Below are 20,397 nucleotides of genomic sequence, written 5' to 3'. Positions count from 1 at the left end.
TCCCCGCCCCTCCTCTTCTCCCACTGCTGCACAGGAAGGCCCGACCATGACCACCACGACCACCGCACCCCGCCCCGCCCACCGCTTCGACCCGTACCAGGAGTGATCGACCTCGAAATCGGATCGCTTTCCACGGCTGGGGGACCGACGACGAGAACGACGACCACCCTCGACGCTATCGACTGCGCCGACGGCCCACACGAGATCGATCCCGCGTCGCTCGGTGAGAAGCCGATTTCGAGTGTCGACGCCACCCCATCGGACGCGGACAACGACACCGTCTGGGTCCTCACAGTGCGCGGAGACCGGGATCCCTCCTGACATCGGCGGGACTTCTCGACGCGCTCGGCCGGTGTCGTCCTCAAGCGCGTCTCGGCTCTGCTGTCCAGTACGGAAATCGTCCTACGGCCGGCCGAGTTCAGCTAGTCGACGGTCATAGCGGGCTAGTTCGGCACGCATCTGCTCGATCGACCTCGGCGTGAAACGCCTCACCTGCATGTCGAGGATCGCATCGGCCACGACGTCGCTGGTCCCGAATGCTGCGGCAACGGCCGCCCTCTCGTCGTCGCGACCTCCCGAGACGCTCGCGCACACCCGGAACAGCTTCTCGGGGTTCTCGATGGCTCTGATGCAGGCGTTGATGATCTCGGTACTCATCACCAGATTCTGACGTTCGCTGTCGTCGTCCATGCGGTCACCGTACCGGCCGAAGCGACCTGCCTCCGGGCGGCGACGGCCTCGCGGCGGGGCGGACGTTCTCGGCGCTCCAGTCGGTCGGGTCGTCGCGGGGATCGCGAGGCCGGGCTTCATGGCGACGACGATGTCCGCGTTCTCGAGGTCCTCCACTGTGACGGCGCGGGGGGTGCGGTCGCTGATGTCGAGACCGAGCTCCGCGACGGTCGCGGCAATCGCGGGGTTCACTGTGTCTGCGGGGGACAGCCCGGCGGTGGTGGCGGTGTAGCGGTCGCCGGCGAGTACTTCGAACACGCCGGCCGCTCCCAACTCGGCGCCCACGGTCAGCCGAAGCACCAGCATCGCCTGCACGATCCACCTCACCCGGAAAGGGGACTTAGTTAGACCGTCTAGAAAATCTAGGCTGTGACCGCTCGATCGGCGATCCCTGGCTGCTGGTCGTTCGAGGTTGGCGCGCGTTCGGCCAACCGGCAGCGAGGGGTGCACCGACCCGAGCGGTTGCACCCCTCGCTGTAATTGTGAAGCCACCAGAGCCCGTTGACGAGAGGGCCCGGAGGCGCCGAGACATTCTCGAGGGTCGATGCCGGTGAGGGTCAGGCGAAAGCGCTGCCCGCCAGCGGATGCGCGAGCAGGATCCCCGCGATGAGGACGAGTGCGGCGCTCGGCAGCACGAACTCGACGGGGCGTTTTCCGTGGCGGCTCAGCGCGGAGGGCGCCAGATGGATGAGCACGCCGACCGTGAGCAGGGCGGCGCACGTGAGAAGACCCCATCCGCCGATGAAGAGCAGACTGACTCCCGGGCCACCCGACTCGGGGATCCCGTACCAGACGGCGTCCGCGATCCAGAGTGTCGCGGCGGCGACGCCGGTTGACGCGAGAGCGACCCAGGACACAACGGAGCTAGAGCCGGTCGAGGTCGATCTCCTGGTGTCCACCTGCCGAACGCTCGGGCAGCCGACGGCGCTGGACAACGAAGCCGGAATGAACAAGAGGTGGACGTGAATCCGTCCGGCGACGGACGGCCGTGCCCCCTCAAGGAATTGCCGGTGGACTCCCGAGCGCAGCGTCGTCGTGTCTCGTTGCCCTGCGGTCGGGGATCGAGGAGCGGGGAGGGGGAGGCGCCGGCTGGTGGACCGACAGGTCGGCTTCGCTTGCAGTTCCCGCAGCGGAGGATCGCCATGCTCACCGGCGGTGCCGACTCGCTGCCCGTGAGGGGAGCTCTCGCTGAGCTGGCGGATGAGCCGATCGGCGATCGGGTTCAGCCGGTGAGCCGGCGGACCTGTTCAGCGGAGAGCTGGCGGTCGGCGAAGAGCACGACTCGTGCGGTCGGGTCTGGGCTGTGCGCGTCCGGACCCTCCCATCTGAGCGCGAGGCCGAGTCGCTCGATGGTGCGGCGGGAGCGTGCGTTGCGTTCTGCGACGACCGCGGTGATGGGCAGCTCCGGTCGGAGGCGGTGGGCGAGTTCGATGCCGGCGAGGGCGACCTCCTGCGCGTAGCCCTTGCTCCAGTGGTCGGGGTGGAGGGTGAACGCCACATTCCAGGCTGCATCGGAGAGCAGAGTGCATCCACCCATTCCGATCAGATCACGGCTGTCGATGGGGGAGTCGCGCCGGCGGATCACCCAGCTGCTGAGTCCGTCCCGTGTCCACTGGGTCCTTCGATACGCGATCACGGCCCGGGTCTGATCGGCGGAGAGATGGAGGAGGAGCGGATCCTCTTCCGCGATCCGCGGATCGGTGTAGAGGCGGAACAGCTCGTCCAGGTCGGTCTCGGCGGGCCGGCACAGTCGGAGCCGGTCGGTGAGCACGTCGAGGTCCCGTGGGGCACAGGCCTGTCCGTCGCTCACGCTCATGGGATGAGGTTGCCATGACCCGACCGCTCGACCAGCGTTGAGTGCGCATGTGATCCGGTCGCGCGAGGTGGCCCGTACGGGGATCGGTGGCCGGAGGTCCTCAGTTGCTGACGTGAGTCAGAGTCCGCGCGTACTCGATCATCGGATGACCACCGAGCGGATGCGGCGCGGGATCCCCGTGAGGCTCGAAGCCGGACGCCTTGTAAAGCCCTTCCGCCCGATCGTTTCCGGCGCGGACGTGCAGCTTCAGGACGAGGTAGCCGAGCTGAGAGGCGGACTGGACCGCGTCGTCGAGCAGTGTCCGGCCTAGCCCGCGCCCTGTCTCGCTCGGTGCGACGGCGAGCAGTTCGAGCAGCGCACTGTGTCGGCCCGGACCATCGCCCGTGTCGACGGTGAGAGCGAACCCGAGGGGATCCGAGCCGATGACGGCGAACCGAACGAGAGGCCGGTGGAACTTCGCTCGAGCCCTCTCGGCGACCGCGTCGTCCTGACTGCATCCGTCTCGTGCTCTGAGTGCCTCCAGCCAGAGGTCGATGCAGGGCCCGCGATCGTCAGGCGAACCGGCTCGGATCTTCATGCGCTGAGGCTATCGAGGCAGCCATCGGACATGTTCCGAATCCGAGTCGCGTCCTCGTTGTGGGCGCCGGCTCGCCGGCTGACGCTGGACAGCAGCTCGCCGAGGCGTGGTCGTGTCACCGAACGAGACGTCGGGCGAAGGACCGGCACATGCTCCGAGGGGCGGGCGTGCGCGAGGAGCGATTCGTACAGTGGAGGTATGAGTGTGATGAAGGAGACGGGTACCGCGCGGCGGAGCGGACGAGGGTGGACGCGGGCTGCGTTCGTGCTGGGCGTTCTCGCCGTCGTGTCCTACGCCGTCGGATACCTGGCGGTGGCCCACCTGTGGGTGGGCGATCCCCTGGTCATCGGAGTCGCGACCACGCTGCAGTACCTTCTCCCGCTGGCCGGCGTCCTCGTCGGTCATCAGGCGCGACGACACGTCGGTCCTCGCTGGGAGTCGACGGTGGGACTCGTGCTCTCCTACCTCTTCCTGGCCTTTGCCGTGGTGCCGGTCGTCATCGGCTTGGCCGGACTGCTGCTGGCACGCTGATCGATCGACGACCCGGATCATTCAGCGGTTCACGCGATTCGCGGCCGTCTGAACGATCGGCAGCTTCTTCGCACGAAGGGTGGCGGCGAGGAGCCAGCCGAGGAGGGAAGCGATTCCTGCCGTGACTGCATATTCCGTGATGAGGCCCGCGGAGGAGGGCCAGGTCGCGTTTCCCGACGCGAGTACCAGCGCGGTGGAGGCGGCGGCGCCGATCACGAGTCCCAGACCCAGGAACGCGGCCGCCCGCCCGACGCGCGGGGTGCGGCGTGTCCGCCGGTCGAGCCAGAGACTCGAGGGAAGCCACAGGAGTGCGCCCGCGACAGTGAACGCAGCTGCTGTGCCCGCGAGGATCCCTGCTGCGGACCCGCCCGATACATCCCAGCTGCCCGCAGTTCGCAGCAGCGCGAGGACCGCAACGGTCGGCCACGCCAGAATGCCCCATGCCAGTTCTCGTGTTTCCATGGGCATCATGGTCCGGCACGTCGGTGAACACGCCATGAATCAGAACGTTCAGCACTCCACGATCATGTGTTCCGTAAGGGGATCGTTGAGCGGCAGGGGGGGCGCTGCGCTATGTCGTCGCTCGGTCTTCCGGCGACTCGGTGATGAGCTCCTGCTTGCGTTCGGCTCTGAGCGCGACGACGGTTCCCGCGAGAGCGAGTGCGGCGGCTGCGGTGAAGAGGGCGGTGGCGTCCCACCTGTAGTGACGGATGGTGATGCCTGGTGAGGTCTCGCTGGCTGCGTAGGTGCAGGACAGTCCGAGCGGGTAGAGGATCTTCTCGCCCGATACGCGGCTGGAGTAGAGGTCGATCCCGTCGGGGTACTCGCTGTGCTGGCACTGCACGGCGGCGGGTTCCCAGCCGGTCTGAACCCAGCCGATCGTGTGGGTGAGGAGGGCGACTGGGGTTCCGATCACCATCGCGAGGATGCCGAGGGTCTTCGCGGTCCGGAGTTCCATCCCGTCAGAGTAGGGCGGACGCTACCCACCACACGCGTCCCGAAAGGGAATCGCTGACCGGTCGCGTGGGACGTCATGCGACGCGCTCGTCGGGTGGCGCGTCGATTCACTCTTTCCCAGTGAAATGAAGCTCTCCGCCGTTGTGAGCTGCGGCCGTGATGAGGAGGATGACTCCGGCCATGACGATCGCGGCCGGCGCTAGCCAGGCCCAGCCGAGCACTCGAGATCCTGAGCGCAACCACCACCAGCCCCGTGTCACGCAACCGAGAGCGGCTATGCCGACGCAGGCGAGACCTGACCATCGAGCGAAGGCGGTCATTTGCAGGCCGAGGGCTACGCCACCCCAGACAATCGCCATTGCAACGATGGTCAGCCCGGCTGAAGAGAACAAGAGGACGATGGCAGAGAAATCGAGCCGGTCTCCCGGCGGTGGTTCCCCGTAGGGGTGCTCTTCATCGAACCGTGCGCGATAGCGCTCGACCAGAGGGAGCAACTCGAGAGCTTCTTGAGGAAGATCGCGAGAGGGCAGAGCGAGGAAGTCGGGCAGATCCCGGTCGCGGACGCCTGCCCCAGCCAGTAGGCGCGCAGCCCTGTCTCGTTCAAAGTCCGAAGTCTCGCCATCCAGAGCGAGCCCCCAGCGACCTGCTTGGTCGGGGGCGCCGAGCTCACGGTACTTCGCGATCAGCGCGAGCCTGGCCATCGTGTCCGAGGGGAAGCGGCGAACCTGCATGCGCAAGAGCTCAAGAGCGACCGCTCGGCGACCTTCCTGCCACAGCAGGTCAGCGCGCCGTACTGTCGCCGCTTCATCCATGCGCTCATCGTTGCACCTCGCTCTCAATTAGACGACGAGCTCCCGAGCCCGCCGTCTCGTATGGGGATGCCCTTCCGGAACTCCCTAGGTGCGCAGTGAAGCAGTCATCAGTTGATGGTGCTCGGCAGTTTTTGTTCGAGTCGCGCTGCCCGACCAGCGGCGAGCCCGATCGCGAGCAGCGCGCCGCCCACGATGGGGAGCTGCAGTCCGATCCTGAGCGTCGGGTACGCCGAGAAGACGGTCGCTCCGAGCACCTCAACTCCGATCAGCAGCAAAGGCAACCCGATCAGCACGAGCACCGAGATTGCAGTGGTGGTGCGCCCTCGCCAGGGGAGCGCTGTGAGCAGGCCGAGGGCCGCGATGGGTGCTGCTGTCGACAGGCCGGGCCCGAGCCATCCCTCCGATGCCGAGACGAGGGCGATGACCAGTTCCGCCGTCGACGCGAGCAGGGCGGTGACGCGGGCGGCGCCGGTCCGTCCGGCCACCGCAAGTGCGAGCGCGACGCCGAATGCGGCGCCGGCGAAGACGGAGGGGTTGGTGAACGAGCCGATCGCGCCCGGATAGCTGATGCCTGGGGACCAGTTCACGGTGAGGTAGAAGAGGAAGAACGCTGTGACGAGAGCCAGCGGGATGATTGCTGCAGGTGACCGGCCGGCGTCCGAGCGGAAGCGGTGACGCATCCCACCGATTGCGAGAGTGATCCGCTGTCCCCGGGTGGGGCGAGAACGGCCCGCATCGTCGGCTTCGTCCAGGAGGATGCTCAGCAGTACCTCGCCGTGCCGTGCCCTCCAGGTCGGTGGGTACCAGCGCAGCGCACGTCGGAAGCTGTCGGCTCGTCCGGTGTCATCTTTCGTCGTCATGCCGTTCTCCAGTCGAGGCGTGATCAGATCAGATCGCTGTGGCGGGCCGGAGCCCGAGGTTCGTCCGTGCTCTGCGTGCGCTGGCCTCCATGCGGGTGACCTCGGCGCCGAGCGCGGCGCGGCCGGCCTCCGTGAGGCGGAAGTAGCGACGAACGCGGCCATTGATCCGCTCGTCACCGGCAGGAGAGATCAGCCCCTCCGACTCGAGTCGTTCGAGCGCTGCGTAGAGCGTCGTCACTCGAAGGCGGACCCGCTCCTCCGATTGCTCTTCGATCTCTTGCAGCAGTGCGTACCCGTGACGTCGACCGAGAGCCAGCGCGGTCAAGATCCAGAAGGTCGTCTCTCGCATCTCACCGGTCATGGTCCGCACGATACTCCAAGCACGGGACTATTTTGCAGTGCATCCTCCCCAGCAGGCCCAGAGCCGTCCCGCTTGGGAATCGTTCTGCGGATCACCAAGTCGCCGGGCCGCCCTCCGCCGGGTGCCGTGGTTCAGCGAGAATGCTCCCGCTGTCAGCTCGCGCGGACCGACAGGTTCTTGCCGAGCTGAGTCCAGCCGTCGCCGGTGGCGTCGTCCGGTACGGCGTCGTCGGGGTGGATCTGTACCGTCCAGTCGTTCTGCTTTGACAGCTTCTCGCCGCAGCCGCTGACCGGTTCGTCGCCCTCGTTGACGATGACGCAGTGTCCGGCTCCCTCGCGAGGTAGGGCCAAGTAGAAGTCGAGGCCCTCGACGGACCCGGCGAACCGGATCGAGTCGGGATCGAGCTTGTCTCCGACGCTGCCGAGCGAGGGGAGTGCGTCCTGCTCCTGCTGCGCCCTGTCGTAGTCCGAGTACACGGTCGGGTCGTCGTAGACGGTGGTGTCCTGCGCGCACCCGCCGAGAAGAGGAAGGGCCATGAGCGCGACCGAGGCCGCACCGATCTTGAATCCGTAGGTCGATCGTTTGTGGCCCATGGCGTCCCCCGTCGCGTTTCGCTCACCCTACTTCGCCTGAACTCCAGAGCACCGGCTCTCATCAACGGAGCGAAGAGCGCGAGGCCGCCCGTTCCGTATGGGGATCGCTCACCGAGACGTTCTCGGCATGCTCATGCGGTGAATGCCAGGAGGCCTACCGCGATCAGTAGCGCGGGTACTGCAAGTCCGGAGAGGAAAATCTCCCAGTAGTTCCGCGAGGAGTGAAGAGCGCGGATCCCCGTGAGGATCCAGACGGCGATGGCGCAGAAGAAGGCGGAGGTGCCTGCTGCTACACGTAGATTCTTGCCCGCCGCGATCCGCTCAGGGTCAGGTTCAGAGCCCATGAACGTGAAGCCCGTCGCCTGGATCGAGAGGACCACGAGCACCATCGGTGCCACGATCATCCCGAACAGCGCGACGAGCGTGATCGCCACCCTAAGACCAGTACTCGTGGCGGTCGGTAGCTCCCGCGCCTGCCCCGTCGCTGTCATTTCGCGGTCCCTCTTCTACTTCTGCCGGTGGACAGTCGAGCGAACGGCGAAACGTCACGAGTTCCGCTCCCGTCCCGCGATCGCTGTCTCAATGTCGGATCCGCTCGCGGAGGGTAAAGCCGACGCCGAAGGCTCCCGGCATCTGCTCTATGCATGGCTCGCCGTCAGTCGCAGGTGACGGGGTCTTTCGATGCTAGGTCTGCGTGTGAGGCGAGTTCAGTGGATTGAACAGGGCCGTCGCCGAGAGTGATGATTGCCGTGGTTCCTCGCCACTGGAGTGTGTACCCGTTGGCGCTGAAGGGGAGGTAGCCGTCGTCGCTGTAGTAGGTGGACATCCATTCGACCGACATTTCGCCCGGTTGCACGACCCCGATAACCCCGCCGGCGGAGGTGAGGAACGAGTGCTGGTGCACGGCGACTCGGCATCCGTTCTCGCTCGCGGTCGGTAGCACCTTGTAGACGGAGCTGTTGAAGATCAGTGAGCTGAAGAGGGCGAGAGGGACGGCGAGTGTGAGGATCGCGCCGCCGGTCACGAGCGCGACGGTGGTGACGAGTCGCCGTGGTCGTGTCGTCGGCGGTGGCTCGGGAGCGAGGGCTAATCGCGTGATTGCGGCGCTGGCGCCGACGATGAGAAGGATCCACTCGAGCTCGAACAGTGTCGGGATCCAGCTGCCCAGCACAATCGTTCCCCAGCCGAGCGCTTCGCCCCACTTCATGCCGAGCCCGAAGGCGCCGGCGAAGGGTCCGAACAGGCCGAGCAGTGTCACCAGGACGAAGGAAGCGGGCGCCACTCCTCGCAGTCGTCGCCGCCATCGTGCACGCACGAAATCACGCTGCGACGGTTCGGCAATCACGTCGACCATCGGGAGGCCCCCATCGTTGATGCTCATTCAACAGTTCCAGTCTCAGATGGAGACAGGAGCCGCAGGCTCGACGCCACCACTCATCCCGCTCCGTGCGGGATTACTGGGCGAGCGCGACGGACCCGAGGGACGGGTAGTCCGGAGCTGAATAACTCATCACGGTGAGGGTCCGGATCGTCGGCATGAGATCGGCGCCTGGTATCTCGATTTCCTGTTCCGGGTCCGCCGGGTCGAGCTGGCCGATCTCGTAGCTGTAACCGGCGGTGTCCACCCAAGCTCCTGAGCTGTCCTGCTCCAGAGCACCCTCTTTGAGAGAGAGCCTCACATCGGACGCGCCGCTGGTCTCGAAATCCTTGAGGGTCACCCATGTGCTCCCGTCCGAGCGTCGTTCGATCAGCGCGGTGCCGGTCGTCTCGGCCTGCTGGCTGACGAAGGCGCCCTGCATCGGGAGTTGCTGCTCAAAATCGCTCAGCTGCTCTGCTGTGGATGCGGCAGCTTCGGTCGAGCGAGAACTGGAGGGGACGACCTCGCTCGCTGGTGTGCGGTCTGCTCCCGGTCCGAGACCCGTGCAGCCAGTCAGAAGAAGCACGCCTGTCAGCACCACTCCGAGACGCTTGCTGGGAAACCTGCTTAACCTCATTTCGTGATCCTGACACAACGGTGCTCACGATGGACGATGCGCGGATGGTGGTGCGCATAAGTGGCCGCACCCGCTCGAGGGTCGGGGCTTCATGAATGGAGGCTTTTCGGTTGCACAACCGCACTGCGCTGTCCCGTTAGAGGATGGTTCACCGGCACGCAGGGTTCTAGTTGTCCTTGACTCTGCGACCCGCGCCGCGCCCGTCTCCGCCGGCAATCCAGTCGTTGACCGCTCGAGCTACGTGAGTGTTGTGACTTGCGGCCCATGAGGGATCGTTGGATGCGGATGTGAAGGCGATCATCGGTGTGTGCCGGATGCGGCCGTGACGGTCGCGCCAGTGCAGGACCATCAAGCCGGCTTTTTGGCGCACTTGGATGGTCTGGTCGCGAGGGACGCGTCGGGACCACCAGACCCCGTGGACGGTGAGGTCGTTCTCTCGCAGGCTGACGCCGCTGAAAACAACCCACCGCGCAGCGAGCGATATGACGACCGCGAAGATGACGATGAAGACCAGCTACTCGTCCAGCGCGAGGCCGGGCTTCCATACTGTCGCTGCCGGCACGCAGATCAGAGCTGCGGGCAGGAGTATGCCGAAACGGAGCTGGATATTCGGGCGAAACCGCACGAGCGCTGATTTTAAGGGGCGCACGCCCGTTCGTCGTCCCGTACAGGGATCGTTGAGCGGTCACCCGAACGCCGATCAGTAGACCGATGCACGCCGCATTGCTACGGCGAGACGATAGAACCCCTGAGAGTCACCGTCTGTCACCATTCATCGCCCAGCTTGCGGAGCCCGTTGTCCTCCGGCAGGGTTTGGCGCGAGTAGTCGTGCAGAACGTCGGGCGACGCAGTTTCGCGTCCGTCACGTTCAGCTTGGCGGATGGCCGCGATGACGACGCATGTCACGGCCACGATCAACGCCGCAGCAGTCGACAACGTCATCCATATCGGCTGAACGGTTGAACCATCTGAGCACAGCGGGTTCCAGAGGAACCCCTCTCCCGTCAGGCTGCCTCCGCCGCGGGTCCTGCACGTCTCGCTCGGGTCCCACATGTAAATGGAGGCTACGGCTCCCAGGGCGGCTGCAAGACCGCCGAAGACCAAGGCGAGAACGATGGGCGTCGCTGCACTCGGTTGCGGGGGCTCTCCAACGTTCATCGGGACATCATGCACTGCACTCCGAAGGATTGATCAAGAGCCGGAACGCCAGGCCCGGTATCGAGTACCCGCGGGGGGAGGTCATCGCGCCGCGACAGTGAGGTTCAGCTCTTCACCGACGCGCAGAATCTCGTCCGAAGGGAAGCGGAACGGGTTGAGGTAGAACAGGTCATCGGCCGTCATGTCGAATCGTGCCGCGACGTCCTCTGCGAGGTCGTTGCGAGCGACCGTGTACGACGTCGGCATTCCGTCCGTCGATGTCGTTTCGCCACGCGCTGCTGCACGCGGCCCGGCGTCCTGGGCGACGAGATCACTGCGTTGAGGCTTCACGCTCCATTGGACGTCAGCGACAGCAATGATCCTCATCGAGCAGTCGGGGTCGTTCTGGGGCTTGGTGGTGATGACGAGCTGATCGATCGCTGTCGGGTCGCCGTGGAACTCTGCGAGGTTCCGCCAGGCCTTGTAGGGCTTCCCTGGCTCCGCATCCGCGAGACCCATTGGGAAAGCAATGTCGAAACAGGTGGCGCCCTCATCGATCGGGTCCAGCGCTGCCATGACCGCAACGGAACCTGAGGAAGATGCGGTCGCGGCGGGAATGTCGAGCTCGTCTGATGCCAGAGCCAGCCGGCCATCAGCCGCACTCAAACGGATGCTGCCGGCCGTCCCATCGCTCCCCGTGAACGTTGCCACGCCAAGGTCACCGGTCAGTGCGGCGTCGGAGCTGCTGTCTGTGGACACCGGAGGCGGAGCCGGCGGTTCAGGCTGTGGCGTGCATCCCGTGACGACGATCAGGCATGCTGCGATCGCGACCGTTTTTCGCGCCTTCGAGAATGTCCCACTGGCTCAGGGTAAGCGACGTCCTCGCTCTTCCCTTGGTCGTGCGGTTGGGGCGACTGGATGGAGTGGTCGCGGTTCCCTCCGCTGAGGCCAGCTAGGGGCTACAGCGCCTTGCTAGGGTCCGGACTTATGGATGAGCCCCGAAAGCGCGGACACCCGCTCGTCGTCGCGGGAGCGACGATCGCGGCTGCAGCCGTCCTCTGCGCTTTCGTGTACTACGCCGGTCTGGCCGTCTTCCGGACCGAGGGGGACGTGCCGGCGGCCTCGGCCATCGACTTTCCGGCCGGAAGCGAGCTCGTCAGCGAGACCGTCGAGTGCGCCTCCGGTGGATGCTGGCGGCTGTTCTCGGTGCGCCCGCCCGACGCGATGACTCCCGAGCAGCTGTCGAGCGAGCTCGGAACGACGCCGCAAGCGCGCATCGCAGGAACGCTCTGGGACCCGCGCACCATCACGGTCAGTTCCGCCATCGAGGGACCTCTCCTGAAGGTGCGGGCCGATTACTGGTCCCAAGAGTTCATCCCGTAACCACGCGCGCGAAGCGCGGTGCACCGCCGGCGTGACACGGACCAAGGAACGGGCGCTGCATCCGTTCCGTATGGGGATCGGTCTCCGGGACAGATCCGACCCGGATGGACCAGTGCGCTCCTGCCGTTCACTCGCTGGTCCGAGAGTGATGGTGTGCAGACACTGTCGCTCAATGCTTCCGCCGTGATCGCGGGCGTAATCACTCTCCTCGCCCTCGTCGCGGGCGTCTTCCTCGACGGATTCACGTTTGCGTGCAACGAGTCCCTTCCTCCTCAGTGCACGGGGTTCCACGTCGCGTGGCCGGCTCTGTGCTCTGTCGCCCTCGCGACCCTCGTTCTCCTGGTCGTAGCGATGCGCGTCAGCACGCGCTCCCACGCTCGATGGAGGTCGCTGCTGCTCGCCTTGGGGGTCGTCGGCGCCGTCACCAGCTGGGTTCTGGCTCTGCGTACCGCCGTGATCGTCGGTTGAGCAGACCACGGCACGTTCCGTATAGAGATCATTGACCGGTCAGCCATCGATCTTCTGAGGTATCGGACGAGCGGTCGGATGGACCGAGGGGGTGGGGTCGTATGGCGGAGTCGTGTCCCGAGGGGAGTCGAGGGACGCCAACCCCAGGAGGGTGATCGTCGCCACAAGAGCGCAGGCAGCAGTGATGAGCGCCGCGAGCAGTAGCCGCTCAAGGGTGCGCATGGCACGAGGTTATGGCACGAGGTGAGCGGCTTAGGCCGTTCCGCGCGCATACCGTATGGGGATCGTTCAGTGGGTCGTCTCTCCGCCGGGTTCGGCGGTTCAGTGAGAGAGTGCCCTTGCTGTCAGCTCGCGCAGACCTACAGGTTCTTGCCGAGCTGGGTCCAGCCGCAGTGTTCAGCCCGGAGTGCGCAGCGGGCCGGGCCGAACAATTAGCTAGCGAAGGACCGTGTAGCAGCTGCTTCAACCGGTGTGTTTGGGCGAGCCCCAGGGTTCCAGGTGCGTGATGGGTAGACGAGGGCGAGACCGGCAGCTGCAATCCAGCACGCCGTCCAGAGGCCGTGTCCGGGAGTGCCGTCGGCGCTGCCCCATTCGACCCAGAAGAACCCGGGGTCTGCCACAGGGCAGGCGAGAACAACTGCTGCAACCGTCGCTACCCCTGCGGGAACCCAGGGAACGAGGCGTGCGACCACCAGGGCTACAACGACGAGAGCGAGGGCGCCCCAGAGGTACAGAAGGGGCATGAGGTCGTAGGACGACATGGCGTCAGCGCAGGACGGGTTCATTTTATTCCATCTAGCGCCTGTGCATGCCTGCCAGTAGGACGACGTTGCCCAGGTCACCCACAGCGCGACGCCCATGAGCGTAGCTGCGCACGCCAACCGGACCAGAGCCTTGGTGTGCTGACGTCGCCCCATGCTCGAAATGCTAGTCCGCCGACCGTCCCGCTGAACGATGGGTTACCGGTCGGGCAGGTGATCATCCGGATTGATGTCCGCTCGCTGTAGAGGTCCGTCGTAGACGCTGCCGGTGCTCCACATGGCGATGACGGCCCACCCGAGGTCGGCGTGTGCGATCGTGCCCTCCGGGATGGTGCGCGAGAAGAGGGCGTAGTCGATCCCGTCGACAGAGAGTATCGAGACGGTCCATCCGTCTCGGTCTTGGGCGAGAGCGAGCGAACGAGCTTCGACTTCCTCGATCACGGCGACCCCATCGCGCTTTCGGGAGTCTGTGGGGAGCGTGCCGAGGAGGAGACAGCCGGCGGCGAGGGAGGCGATCGTCACAGGGTCGGTCACCATCCCGTGTACGTGACCGCGGGGTCCGACGCGAGTCCCGGGTCGCACCATAGTGCGGACCGAGCAACGCGCGACGTGCAGTCCGCGATCGATCGCGATCGTCGTGTCTTCATCGGTGCCGGCGCCATGAGTCGTGGTCCACAGCTCGCGGCCTGACAGAGGGATGAGCGTCTGCATGTGCTCATCCAAGCCTGTGTCCGTGGTCGTGCCAAGGAGTCGTCGCTCATTCACGCTGCCTTGCTCCGGGTGGTGTCCGTTAGGGGATGGTTGGCCGGGCGCCTAGACGTCTGCGGGCAGCGGTATCGTCCCGCGAAGCCTGTGGCGGTGAAGCTCGCACCGTCGATCATTACTCCGACGTTCGGGCCGGAGGACATCAGCGCGGGATGTTCCTACTGCGCTCGGAACTGGCGCTGGTCGCTGCAGTAGCAGTGATGGCCGCGAGCGGCTGTCCTGCGGAACGCTGCCGCCCGCGCCCGCGCGCGGCGCATCCCGCGCGCCGGGCTGGTGCGGGGAACGGCCCTCCCGCAGACGCCAACTTGCAGCTCGCTGCCACGAACACTGTCCCACTGATGATCTTCGAAGGGCATGCGTGTCCCGCTGCCAAGCCCGGGTGTCGGCAACACCCAGGGTTGTATTGCCGAGCTATGCGGAGTAGACCTAGACGTGCACGACGACCGCTCACAAGGGGTGAGCGCGGGGACTTGGATGAAGGTCGTAATAGTCATGCACACCTCACGAAATCGGTCCGCTGGCAAAATCGCCACGGTGTTCGTTGCGCTCGTCCTGGGTACGGTTGTCGCACCTGCCGCTCAGGCTGACGTACCAGGACTGAACACTCATTCCTGCGACGGACAGACGTACGACCACTCGCTCGGCAGCTACAGCAACGACCAGGGGGACTTGCCGCTGCGTTGCGGAAATTCCCGGTTCGGACTGAATCACATCATCGCTCGCGGCCACTTTGACGCGGACACCAACTTCGATATTTAGCAGACACTCAGCTACGGCCTCTACGCACCCGGGAGCTCAGGCTCTAAGACGCTCTTCGACGCGAACTGCACACCCGTCTACTTCGTTCTCTTCGGATATAACGCCTACAACGGCTCCGATCCCCTCGCTAACCCCATCGGCATCGTCAACGCCTACAAAATCGACAGCACCATAAACACCCGATCTACCACCAGCACCACCGCCGCACCCATCATCCAACCGCCCTACGGGACCGGATGCCCCGTCTACACCCCGATCGAGAACGATTGACCGACACCCGCGACCTCGCCGACGTCGTGGGGTGGATGCGCCGCCACTACTCCACCCCGTACGACGTCATCGCGGCTACCGCAACCCACAGCTCAAACGGATGGAGCGTTGACACAACCATTCGAGCTACACCCACCTCCACTGACGAGGTAGTGAATCTCGACCAGTGGGACCCTGCCGCAATCGATTCCCTGACCACCGGAGGCGACCTTGCAGTCGAAGCCTTCGCGCTAATCTTGCACGCCAACCTCATCGAATGGTGGGATACGGAACGACCGAAAACGTCGACGCGATACTGAACCACTAAACAATGTGACGAATCAAGCATAAGATCCGAGCAGACACCCCCTGCGAGGCGACGGACGGAAAGCAGCTGATTGCTCCGTTGAGCGGCTCTTCACCGGCACGCCGACAGCATCACGGGCCGCCGACCGACTCGACCCTTCCCTCGGCAGCTCCCAGAACCGCGCCACCCCGGGCACGCTGCTTCAACTTCGATCCCATCGCCAACACTCCGACTCACGGTGGTATTGCAACGACCGGCTGAACCCAAGTCCCCCTAACGGACACCTCCGGAGTAGATGAGGACAGCCGCTCCGGCGTCGAGGAGCCTCTCCGGCCCCTGTTCGATGCGCGAGGATTTGGACATGCGTACCGATAGGGAATCGCTCTCCGCGTCGAGCGGGAGCCTCGCGCCCGCAGCGCGAGGCTCCTCTGACCCGGCCCGGCTCGGACGGGCTGCCACCCTCACCGTGCTGCGGGCAGGACACCCCCTTACTGGATTAGGGGAGCCTTGGGCGGGCGCATTCGACGGTAGTGCGGCGTGAGCCTCGGAGGGCTAGTGCGTCGATGCGTCCGGCGTCCGATGAGGGGTCGTCATCCGGCCGCCCAGGATGGCCGCGCATGAGACCGGAATCTCGCGGCGCTGTTTGTCGCAATAGACCCGCCCGATGAGATGCCCGATGATGGGGCGTCAACTGACACACTGAGCGCACGGTCGCTCGTGGGATACGCCCGCGTCTCAACCGACAAGCAGGATGCGACCGCTTAGCGCGACGCGCTCCGGGCGGCCGGCGTCCCATCCGATCGGATCTACGTCGACTTGGGTCCAACCGGCCGGAACCGCGAGCGTCCCGCGCTACGAGAGGCGCTGGCTGCGTGCGACGCCGGATCGACTCTGCTCGTGACGAAGCTCGACCGGCTCGCGCGGTCCATCACAGACCCTCGCGACATCGTTGATGAGCTGACCCGCCGCGGGGTGAAGCTCAGCATCGGGGGATTGGTCCACGATCCGGAGGATCCGATCGGCCGGCTGCTGTTCAACGTGCTCGCGATGGTCGCGGAGTTCGAGGGGGATCTGATTCGTGCCCGCACTCGTGAGGGGATGAAGGTCGCGAAGGCCAAGGGGCGTCTGCCTGGCCGTCAGCCGAAGCTGTCGCCGAAGATCGAGGCGCATCTGGTCGCAGAGCATCGTGCCGGGAACTGCACTGTTGCCGAGTTCGCGGCGGAGTTCGAGGTCGCGCGGTCGACGGTCTATCGGGCGGTGCAGCGGGCTGATGCGCGCGCCGCTGGCGCTGTCGCCCTGGCGCCGCCGACGGAGGGCGCATGATGTCGGGGGCGGAGAGGGTACCTGCGCTGGTGCCGGAGAGGGTGGAAGTGCTGCCCGGGCGGTCTGCGCTTACACGTGTTCTCAGCACCGGGTGGGGAACTCTCGCCCAGGCGATCGCCTCTATCTGGCTCTTCGTCGGGTTCGCGGTCCTTCCTCCGGGATCGCGTCTGCCCCTTTTCGTGCCGCTGGTGCTGTTCTTCGCCGCTCTCGCTTGGTCAATGATCTGTCTTGCGATCGGCACGTCCAGGGTCACCGCTGAGAAGGAAGCCGGTTACACGACCCTGGGGTTCGGGCGCATCACGGTTCCTACGGTGGATTCGAGAACCGGTGTCATCCTGCGGGAGGCAGGCGAGCCGCATCTGGACTGGAAGACTGCGGCGCTACTTCGGCGACAAGCGAGGAACAAATGACCAATGCCGTGACCGTTTCTGCGATTCCTGCTCTCCGGGTTCGTTGGTTTCCGCTCGTGCTCGCGGTCGGTGCCGTCGTCGCGCAGCACTTCTTCGTTCTGAGCCGGAGCGGGTCATATTCGGTGGTCGCTGTCATCGATGGGGCTCTAGTGGTTTTGGCGGTGGGGCTCTTCCTCTGGGCGAGGGCGTCAGCCGGGCGATCCGCGCGGAGGGTGGCGGAACTTGATCCCGGGACCTCGAGGGAGGGTTTCGCGTGCGTCTACCATCAGCACCTGCGGTTGCTGGTGAGGGGCTTGGACCCGGACGTCAGCATGGGGTCCTACCCGGTCGTTCATCTGGACGAGACCGGGCTGAGCATCCTGTCGCAGGCGAATGCGCGGCGGGTCACCTTCCCGTGGTCGCGGGTCGCGTCCGTCCGGCCGACGCCGCTGCTCGACCGGTTCTTCATCCGGCGGGCGATCGAGGTCGTCCTCGAGGAGGGCGGATCGGTCGTGCTCGCCCCCTACGGTGACCCTTCGTTCTACGGCATGAAGGCCGCCGATGACGCGAGATTCAGTGCGATCTTGACCGCGATCAGCTCGAGGTCCATCGAGGGGCGGTCGGCGTGAGGCCCGGTTGGTGGTCGTAGGCGGACGTCATGAGCTTGTCGGAGGCGCCCGCGTCTCGACGGATAAGCAGGACGCGCAGGCGCAGCGCGACGCGCTGCTCGCGGCCGGTGTGCCGGCGGAGCGGATCTACGTCGACGTCGGCCTCACCGGCAGCAACCGCGAGCGGCCCGCGCTGCGCGAGGCCCTGCCGGCTCGACTCTGTTCGTGACGAAGCTCGACCGGCTCACCCGCTCGATCACCGACGCACGCGACGTCGTGGACGAGCTCGAGCGCAGGGGAGTACGACTGAATATCGGCGGGTCGCTGCACGACCCGAACGACCCGATGGGCCGGCTGCTGTTCAACGTGCCGGCGATGATCGAGGAGTTCGAGGGCGACCTGATCCGGTCGCGCACGCGCGAGGGGATGCGGATCGCGAAGGCGAAGGGGCGCCTGCGCGGCCGCCAGCCGAAGCGCTCCCCGAAGATCGAGGCGCACCTGGTGGCGGAGTGCCGCTAGGGCAACTACATCGTGGCCGAGCTCTCGGAGCAGTTCGGGGCGACGCGCTCGGCGGTCTACCGGGCGGTCGAGCGCTCGAACATGACGGAGTTGCGCGCCGTCGACGTCACCCTTCCGCTCCCTGAGGGAGAGCAGTGAAGCCGAGTGCCCAACGGTCACTTGATTCGGCGCGTCTTCGAGGGCGGTCGTTGCGACCGACCGGCTCGCGGTGAGGCTCCTGGAGCCCCGAGCCGACCCGGATGAGGCGGGGGGCTCCCACGGCCCCGCTGCGCCTTTACAAAGGGCGTCCAGGCCGTCCGTCGACTCGTGAGGTCCGGAGGTTTCCTCCACCGTCTCCGGCGAAGAGGACTGCTGTGCAGGATCTCGAGTTCTCGTCGAATGGGCCGAGGTGTGCGGCCGGATTCCTAGCGCTCACGCCCAGACATGCGCGCGGAGACCATGACCTGCGCAGCCCGTATCAGGCGACCCGCGGAGGTTTCCATCCGATGCGCCAGCGCTTACAGGTGGCGGCCTGGTGCGCCCGTCGAGGCGCCGGCCGGTCTGCCGGCTGCCGACTCGTCGGCCGGGTCCGGCACTCCGCCGCCGACGCGTCCGCCGGTCAGTCGAACCGCGCGCCCTCCGGCCGCGGCGGCAGCACGAACAGGATCAGCAGGAACACGTAGCCGGCGATCGGCACGAGGATCGCGAGGATCCAGAGCCCGCTGCGGTTCACGTCGTGCAGTCGCCGCCAGATCAGCGAGAGCGACGGGAGGAACGTCGCCAGGGCGATCGCGCTCGCGGCGAGCGACACCCAGAAGGTCTGGAACGGCGCGCCGCTCGGGTACGGGGTCAGCGTGAAGTCGAGGCGCCACGGACCGCCGTCGGTGAGCTGCAGCAGCCCCGTGAGGACGCTGCCGAGGAGGATGATCCACCAGTACTCGGCCCGGCTCGCCCTCCCGCGGAAGCGGAGGTAGTTGCCGAAGAAGCGGCGGAGCGCCGCCATCGGCGGAGCCCCGTAGTAGGGGAGGGCCAGCGGCGGCTCGAGGGTGCTCGGGCTCATCGGGTTCCGTCTCTCATCCCTCGACCGTATCCCCTGCTCCCCGCGGCGCCGCGTCGGCCGTGCGGACGACATCCCGGTGTTCGCGCCGGAGGAACGCCGCCGTGTCCACGAAGCCGGAGGCCGCCGTCTTCACAACGGAGGAAGAACGTTCCAGCTCGAGCGTGAACACGCGGATCGGCGCGCGCCGGAGCACGTTCTACCTCCGTCATGAACAGGATCAGCGGGTAGGAACCGCCTCCGCCCGCACCGCCGCCGTCGCCCGGGCGTCGACGATCAGGCTGACGACGAGCCCCACCGCGACGATGACGATCGCGACCCACGGCAGCACGTCGAGCCCGCTCGCGTCGATCGCCAGCCCGCCGACGACCGCGCCGCCGCCGATGCCGATGTTGAACGCCGTCGTCTGGAGCGCCGCGGCGAGGCTCCGCAGCTGGAAGGAGGAGGTGCGCAGCATCCGGGTCTGGAGCATCGCCGGGATGCCGCCGAACGCGATGTTCCAGATCACCGCGGCGACGACCACGGCCGTGGCGGCGCCGGTGCCCGCGGCGACGGCCAGGCCCGCGAGCGCCAGCACGACCGCGATCGCGGCGACCACGAAGCCCGAGCGGGGGAACCGGTCGGTCGCGAAGCCGGCCAGGACGAGTCCGACCGCCCCTGCGCCGCCGAACGCGAAGAGCACGAGCGGCACCGTGTCGGGGGCGAAGGAGGCGTTCTCGAGCCAGGGCGTGATGTAGGTCGAGAGGGTGTTCTGGCCGATCAGCACCAGCAGGATGACGACGCAGACGCCGATGATGCGGGGGAGCGTCCGGTCCTTCCGCGCCGGCAGGCGGATCTCGCCGGTCCGCAGCGGGATGTGGTGGTCGACCGCAGGCAGGAACTTCACCACGATCAGCGCGAGCACGAGCACGACGCCGCCGAGGATCGCGAAGGTGGGCCGCCAGCCGAACGCGTGCCCGAGCGCCGTGCCCAGGGGGACGCCGAGGACGAAGGCCGCGGATCCGCCGCCCGCCGTGATCGCGGTCGCGCGGCCGAGCTGCTCCGGAGCGACGAGGTGCGCGGAGTAGGCGGCGACGATCGCCCAGAAGAGGCCGTGGGCGAGCCCGCCGAGGATGCGCGCGCCGATGAGCAGCCCGAAGGTGGGGGCGAGCGCGGCGAGGACGTTGGCGACCGCGATGGTGCACAGCGCCACGAGGAGGAGGCTCTTGCGCGAGAAGCGCTGGGTCACCAGGGTCAGCGGAGTCGTCGCGACGACGACGGTCGCGGCGAAGATCGTGACGAGCTGGCCGGTGAGCGAGATGCTCACCCCGAGGTCGCGCGACATGTCGGGGATGAGCCCGGTCGGGAGGAACTCGCTCGTCACGGAGACGAAGACGGCGCCGGCGAGCGTGAGCAGGCCGATCCAGGGGAAGGCGGGGGCTTTCGCGGTGTCCTGAGGGTTCACGGTGTCCTGAGGTCGGGGG

Annotated in this window: 23 protein-coding genes and 2 pseudogenes; 7 read left to right on the top strand and 18 right to left on the bottom strand. The window is 66.5% G+C overall.

Annotation, left to right across the window (positions count from 1 at the left end; translation table 11 throughout):
- The first annotated feature begins 102 nt into the window (after window positions 1-102).
- Window positions 103-321, top strand: coding sequence for a hypothetical protein (locus tag C5C57_RS17845; protein ID WP_146076619.1), 219 nt, complete (start codon window positions 103-105; stop codon window positions 319-321).
- A gap of 81 nt (window positions 322-402) precedes the next feature.
- On the opposite strand, the gene C5C57_RS16300 is transcribed toward C5C57_RS17845, so the two are convergent.
- The 4 genes from C5C57_RS16300 to C5C57_RS16285 all read right to left on the bottom strand — a co-directional run bounded on the left by C5C57_RS16300 (window position 403) and on the right by C5C57_RS16285 (window position 3,122).
- Window positions 403-1,056, bottom strand: coding sequence for a low molecular weight phosphatase family protein (locus C5C57_RS16300; protein ID WP_258072042.1), 654 nt, complete (start codon window positions 1,054-1,056; stop codon window positions 403-405).
- A gap of 230 nt (window positions 1,057-1,286) precedes the next feature.
- The gene (locus tag C5C57_RS16295) at window positions 1,287-1,586 is read right to left on the bottom strand and encodes a hypothetical protein (RefSeq protein WP_104223378.1); all 300 of its coding nucleotides are present in this window, start codon (window positions 1,584-1,586) and stop codon (window positions 1,287-1,289) included.
- A gap of 365 nt (window positions 1,587-1,951) precedes the next feature.
- Window positions 1,952-2,545, bottom strand: coding sequence for a GNAT family N-acetyltransferase (locus C5C57_RS16290; RefSeq protein ID WP_104247869.1), 594 nt, complete (start codon window positions 2,543-2,545; stop codon window positions 1,952-1,954).
- A gap of 100 nt (window positions 2,546-2,645) precedes the next feature.
- Window positions 2,646-3,122: a GNAT family N-acetyltransferase gene (locus C5C57_RS16285; RefSeq protein WP_104223376.1), complete on the bottom strand. Its 477-nt coding sequence runs from the start codon at window positions 3,120-3,122 to the stop codon at window positions 2,646-2,648.
- A 198-nt stretch (window positions 3,123-3,320) separates the two neighbouring features.
- Between C5C57_RS16285 and C5C57_RS16280 the strand changes: the two genes are divergently transcribed.
- A complete protein-coding gene (locus tag C5C57_RS16280; RefSeq protein WP_104226378.1) occupies window positions 3,321-3,653 on the top strand; it encodes a hypothetical protein in 333 nt (110 codons plus the stop codon).
- A 21-nt stretch (window positions 3,654-3,674) separates the two neighbouring features.
- Here C5C57_RS16280 and C5C57_RS16275 read toward each other — a convergent pair whose 3' ends face one another.
- From C5C57_RS16275 to C5C57_RS16230, 11 genes are all read right to left on the bottom strand, one after another.
- Entirely contained in the window at window positions 3,675-4,115 is a 441-nt protein-coding gene (locus C5C57_RS16275) for a hypothetical protein (protein WP_146082458.1), read from the bottom strand.
- Between the two features lie 109 nt (window positions 4,116-4,224).
- Window positions 4,225-4,611 carry a hypothetical protein gene (locus C5C57_RS16270; RefSeq protein ID WP_104247868.1) on the bottom strand — a complete coding sequence of 129 codons (387 nt, stop codon included), beginning with the start codon at window positions 4,609-4,611 and terminating at the stop codon, window positions 4,225-4,227.
- Between the two features lie 106 nt (window positions 4,612-4,717).
- Window positions 4,718-5,422: a DUF6584 family protein gene (locus C5C57_RS17840; RefSeq protein ID WP_146082457.1), complete on the bottom strand. Its 705-nt coding sequence runs from the start codon at window positions 5,420-5,422 to the stop codon at window positions 4,718-4,720.
- 107 nt (window positions 5,423-5,529) lie between these two features.
- Complete coding sequence (locus C5C57_RS16265; RefSeq protein WP_146082456.1) at window positions 5,530-6,102, bottom strand: hypothetical protein; 573 nt, start codon at window positions 6,100-6,102, stop codon at window positions 5,530-5,532.
- A gap of 208 nt (window positions 6,103-6,310) precedes the next feature.
- The gene (locus C5C57_RS16260; RefSeq protein WP_104247903.1) at window positions 6,311-6,643 is read right to left on the bottom strand and encodes a PadR family transcriptional regulator; all 333 of its coding nucleotides are present in this window, start codon (window positions 6,641-6,643) and stop codon (window positions 6,311-6,313) included.
- A gap of 152 nt (window positions 6,644-6,795) precedes the next feature.
- Window positions 6,796-7,236 (bottom strand): hypothetical protein, encoded by a 441-nt coding sequence (locus C5C57_RS16255; RefSeq protein ID WP_104234410.1) that lies wholly within the window; start codon window positions 7,234-7,236, stop codon window positions 6,796-6,798.
- Between the two features lie 131 nt (window positions 7,237-7,367).
- Complete coding sequence (locus tag C5C57_RS16250; protein ID WP_146082455.1) at window positions 7,368-7,670, bottom strand: hypothetical protein; 303 nt, start codon at window positions 7,668-7,670, stop codon at window positions 7,368-7,370.
- A gap of 221 nt (window positions 7,671-7,891) precedes the next feature.
- The gene (locus C5C57_RS16245) at window positions 7,892-8,617 is read right to left on the bottom strand and encodes a hypothetical protein (protein WP_146082454.1); all 726 of its coding nucleotides are present in this window, start codon (window positions 8,615-8,617) and stop codon (window positions 7,892-7,894) included.
- 73 nt (window positions 8,618-8,690) lie between these two features.
- Window positions 8,691-9,194: a hypothetical protein gene (locus C5C57_RS16240; protein WP_146082453.1), complete on the bottom strand. Its 504-nt coding sequence runs from the start codon at window positions 9,192-9,194 to the stop codon at window positions 8,691-8,693.
- A gap of 801 nt (window positions 9,195-9,995) precedes the next feature.
- Entirely contained in the window at window positions 9,996-10,172 is a 177-nt protein-coding gene (locus C5C57_RS18230) for a hypothetical protein (protein WP_181027231.1), read from the bottom strand.
- A gap of 297 nt (window positions 10,173-10,469) precedes the next feature.
- Window positions 10,470-11,126 (bottom strand): LysM domain-containing protein, encoded by a 657-nt coding sequence (locus tag C5C57_RS16230; protein ID WP_104248365.1) that lies wholly within the window; start codon window positions 11,124-11,126, stop codon window positions 10,470-10,472.
- Window positions 11,127-11,354: 228 nt separating this feature from the next.
- Here C5C57_RS16230 and C5C57_RS16225 point away from each other — a divergent pair, with 228 nt between their 5' ends.
- Together C5C57_RS16225 and C5C57_RS16220 are read left to right on the top strand one after the other, a co-directional pair.
- Complete coding sequence (locus C5C57_RS16225; protein ID WP_104260795.1) at window positions 11,355-11,750, top strand: hypothetical protein; 396 nt, start codon at window positions 11,355-11,357, stop codon at window positions 11,748-11,750.
- 153 nt (window positions 11,751-11,903) lie between these two features.
- Window positions 11,904-12,218, top strand: coding sequence for a hypothetical protein (locus C5C57_RS16220; RefSeq protein WP_104224248.1), 315 nt, complete (start codon window positions 11,904-11,906; stop codon window positions 12,216-12,218).
- A gap of 959 nt (window positions 12,219-13,177) precedes the next feature.
- Here the strand turns inward: C5C57_RS16220 and C5C57_RS16215 are convergent.
- The gene (locus tag C5C57_RS16215; protein ID WP_146082451.1) at window positions 13,178-13,516 is read right to left on the bottom strand and encodes a hypothetical protein; all 339 of its coding nucleotides are present in this window, start codon (window positions 13,514-13,516) and stop codon (window positions 13,178-13,180) included.
- Window positions 13,517-15,728: 2,212 nt separating this feature from the next.
- On the opposite strand from C5C57_RS16215, the pseudogene C5C57_RS16210 reads away from it, so the two are divergent.
- From C5C57_RS16210 to C5C57_RS16195, 3 genes and pseudogenes are all read left to right on the top strand, one after another.
- Window positions 15,729-16,382, top strand: a pseudogene (locus tag C5C57_RS16210) (recombinase family protein).
- Between the two features lie 406 nt (window positions 16,383-16,788).
- Window positions 16,789-17,400, top strand: coding sequence for a hypothetical protein (locus tag C5C57_RS16200; protein WP_104248343.1), 612 nt, complete (start codon window positions 16,789-16,791; stop codon window positions 17,398-17,400).
- Window positions 17,401-17,410: 10 nt separating this feature from the next.
- Window positions 17,411-18,036: pseudogene (locus C5C57_RS16195) on the top strand (recombinase family protein).
- A 460-nt stretch (window positions 18,037-18,496) separates the two neighbouring features.
- Here C5C57_RS16195 and C5C57_RS16190 read toward each other — a convergent pair.
- Together C5C57_RS16190 and C5C57_RS16185 are read right to left on the bottom strand one after the other, a co-directional pair.
- Window positions 18,497-18,937 carry a DUF805 domain-containing protein gene (locus tag C5C57_RS16190; RefSeq protein WP_181027284.1) on the bottom strand — a complete coding sequence of 147 codons (441 nt, stop codon included), beginning with the start codon at window positions 18,935-18,937 and terminating at the stop codon, window positions 18,497-18,499.
- Window positions 18,938-19,154: 217 nt separating this feature from the next.
- Window positions 19,155-20,397, bottom strand: a 1,243-nt coding sequence (locus C5C57_RS16185) for an MFS transporter (protein WP_219812278.1), incomplete at its 5' end; no start/stop codon positions are given.

This window comes from Rathayibacter sp. AY1C5 (genome assembly GCF_002931705.1).
Lineage (GTDB): Bacteria > Actinomycetota > Actinomycetes > Actinomycetales > Microbacteriaceae > Rathayibacter.
The sequence above is the reverse complement of the archived record's forward strand: the minus strand, read 5'-3'. Positions and strand labels throughout refer to the sequence as shown.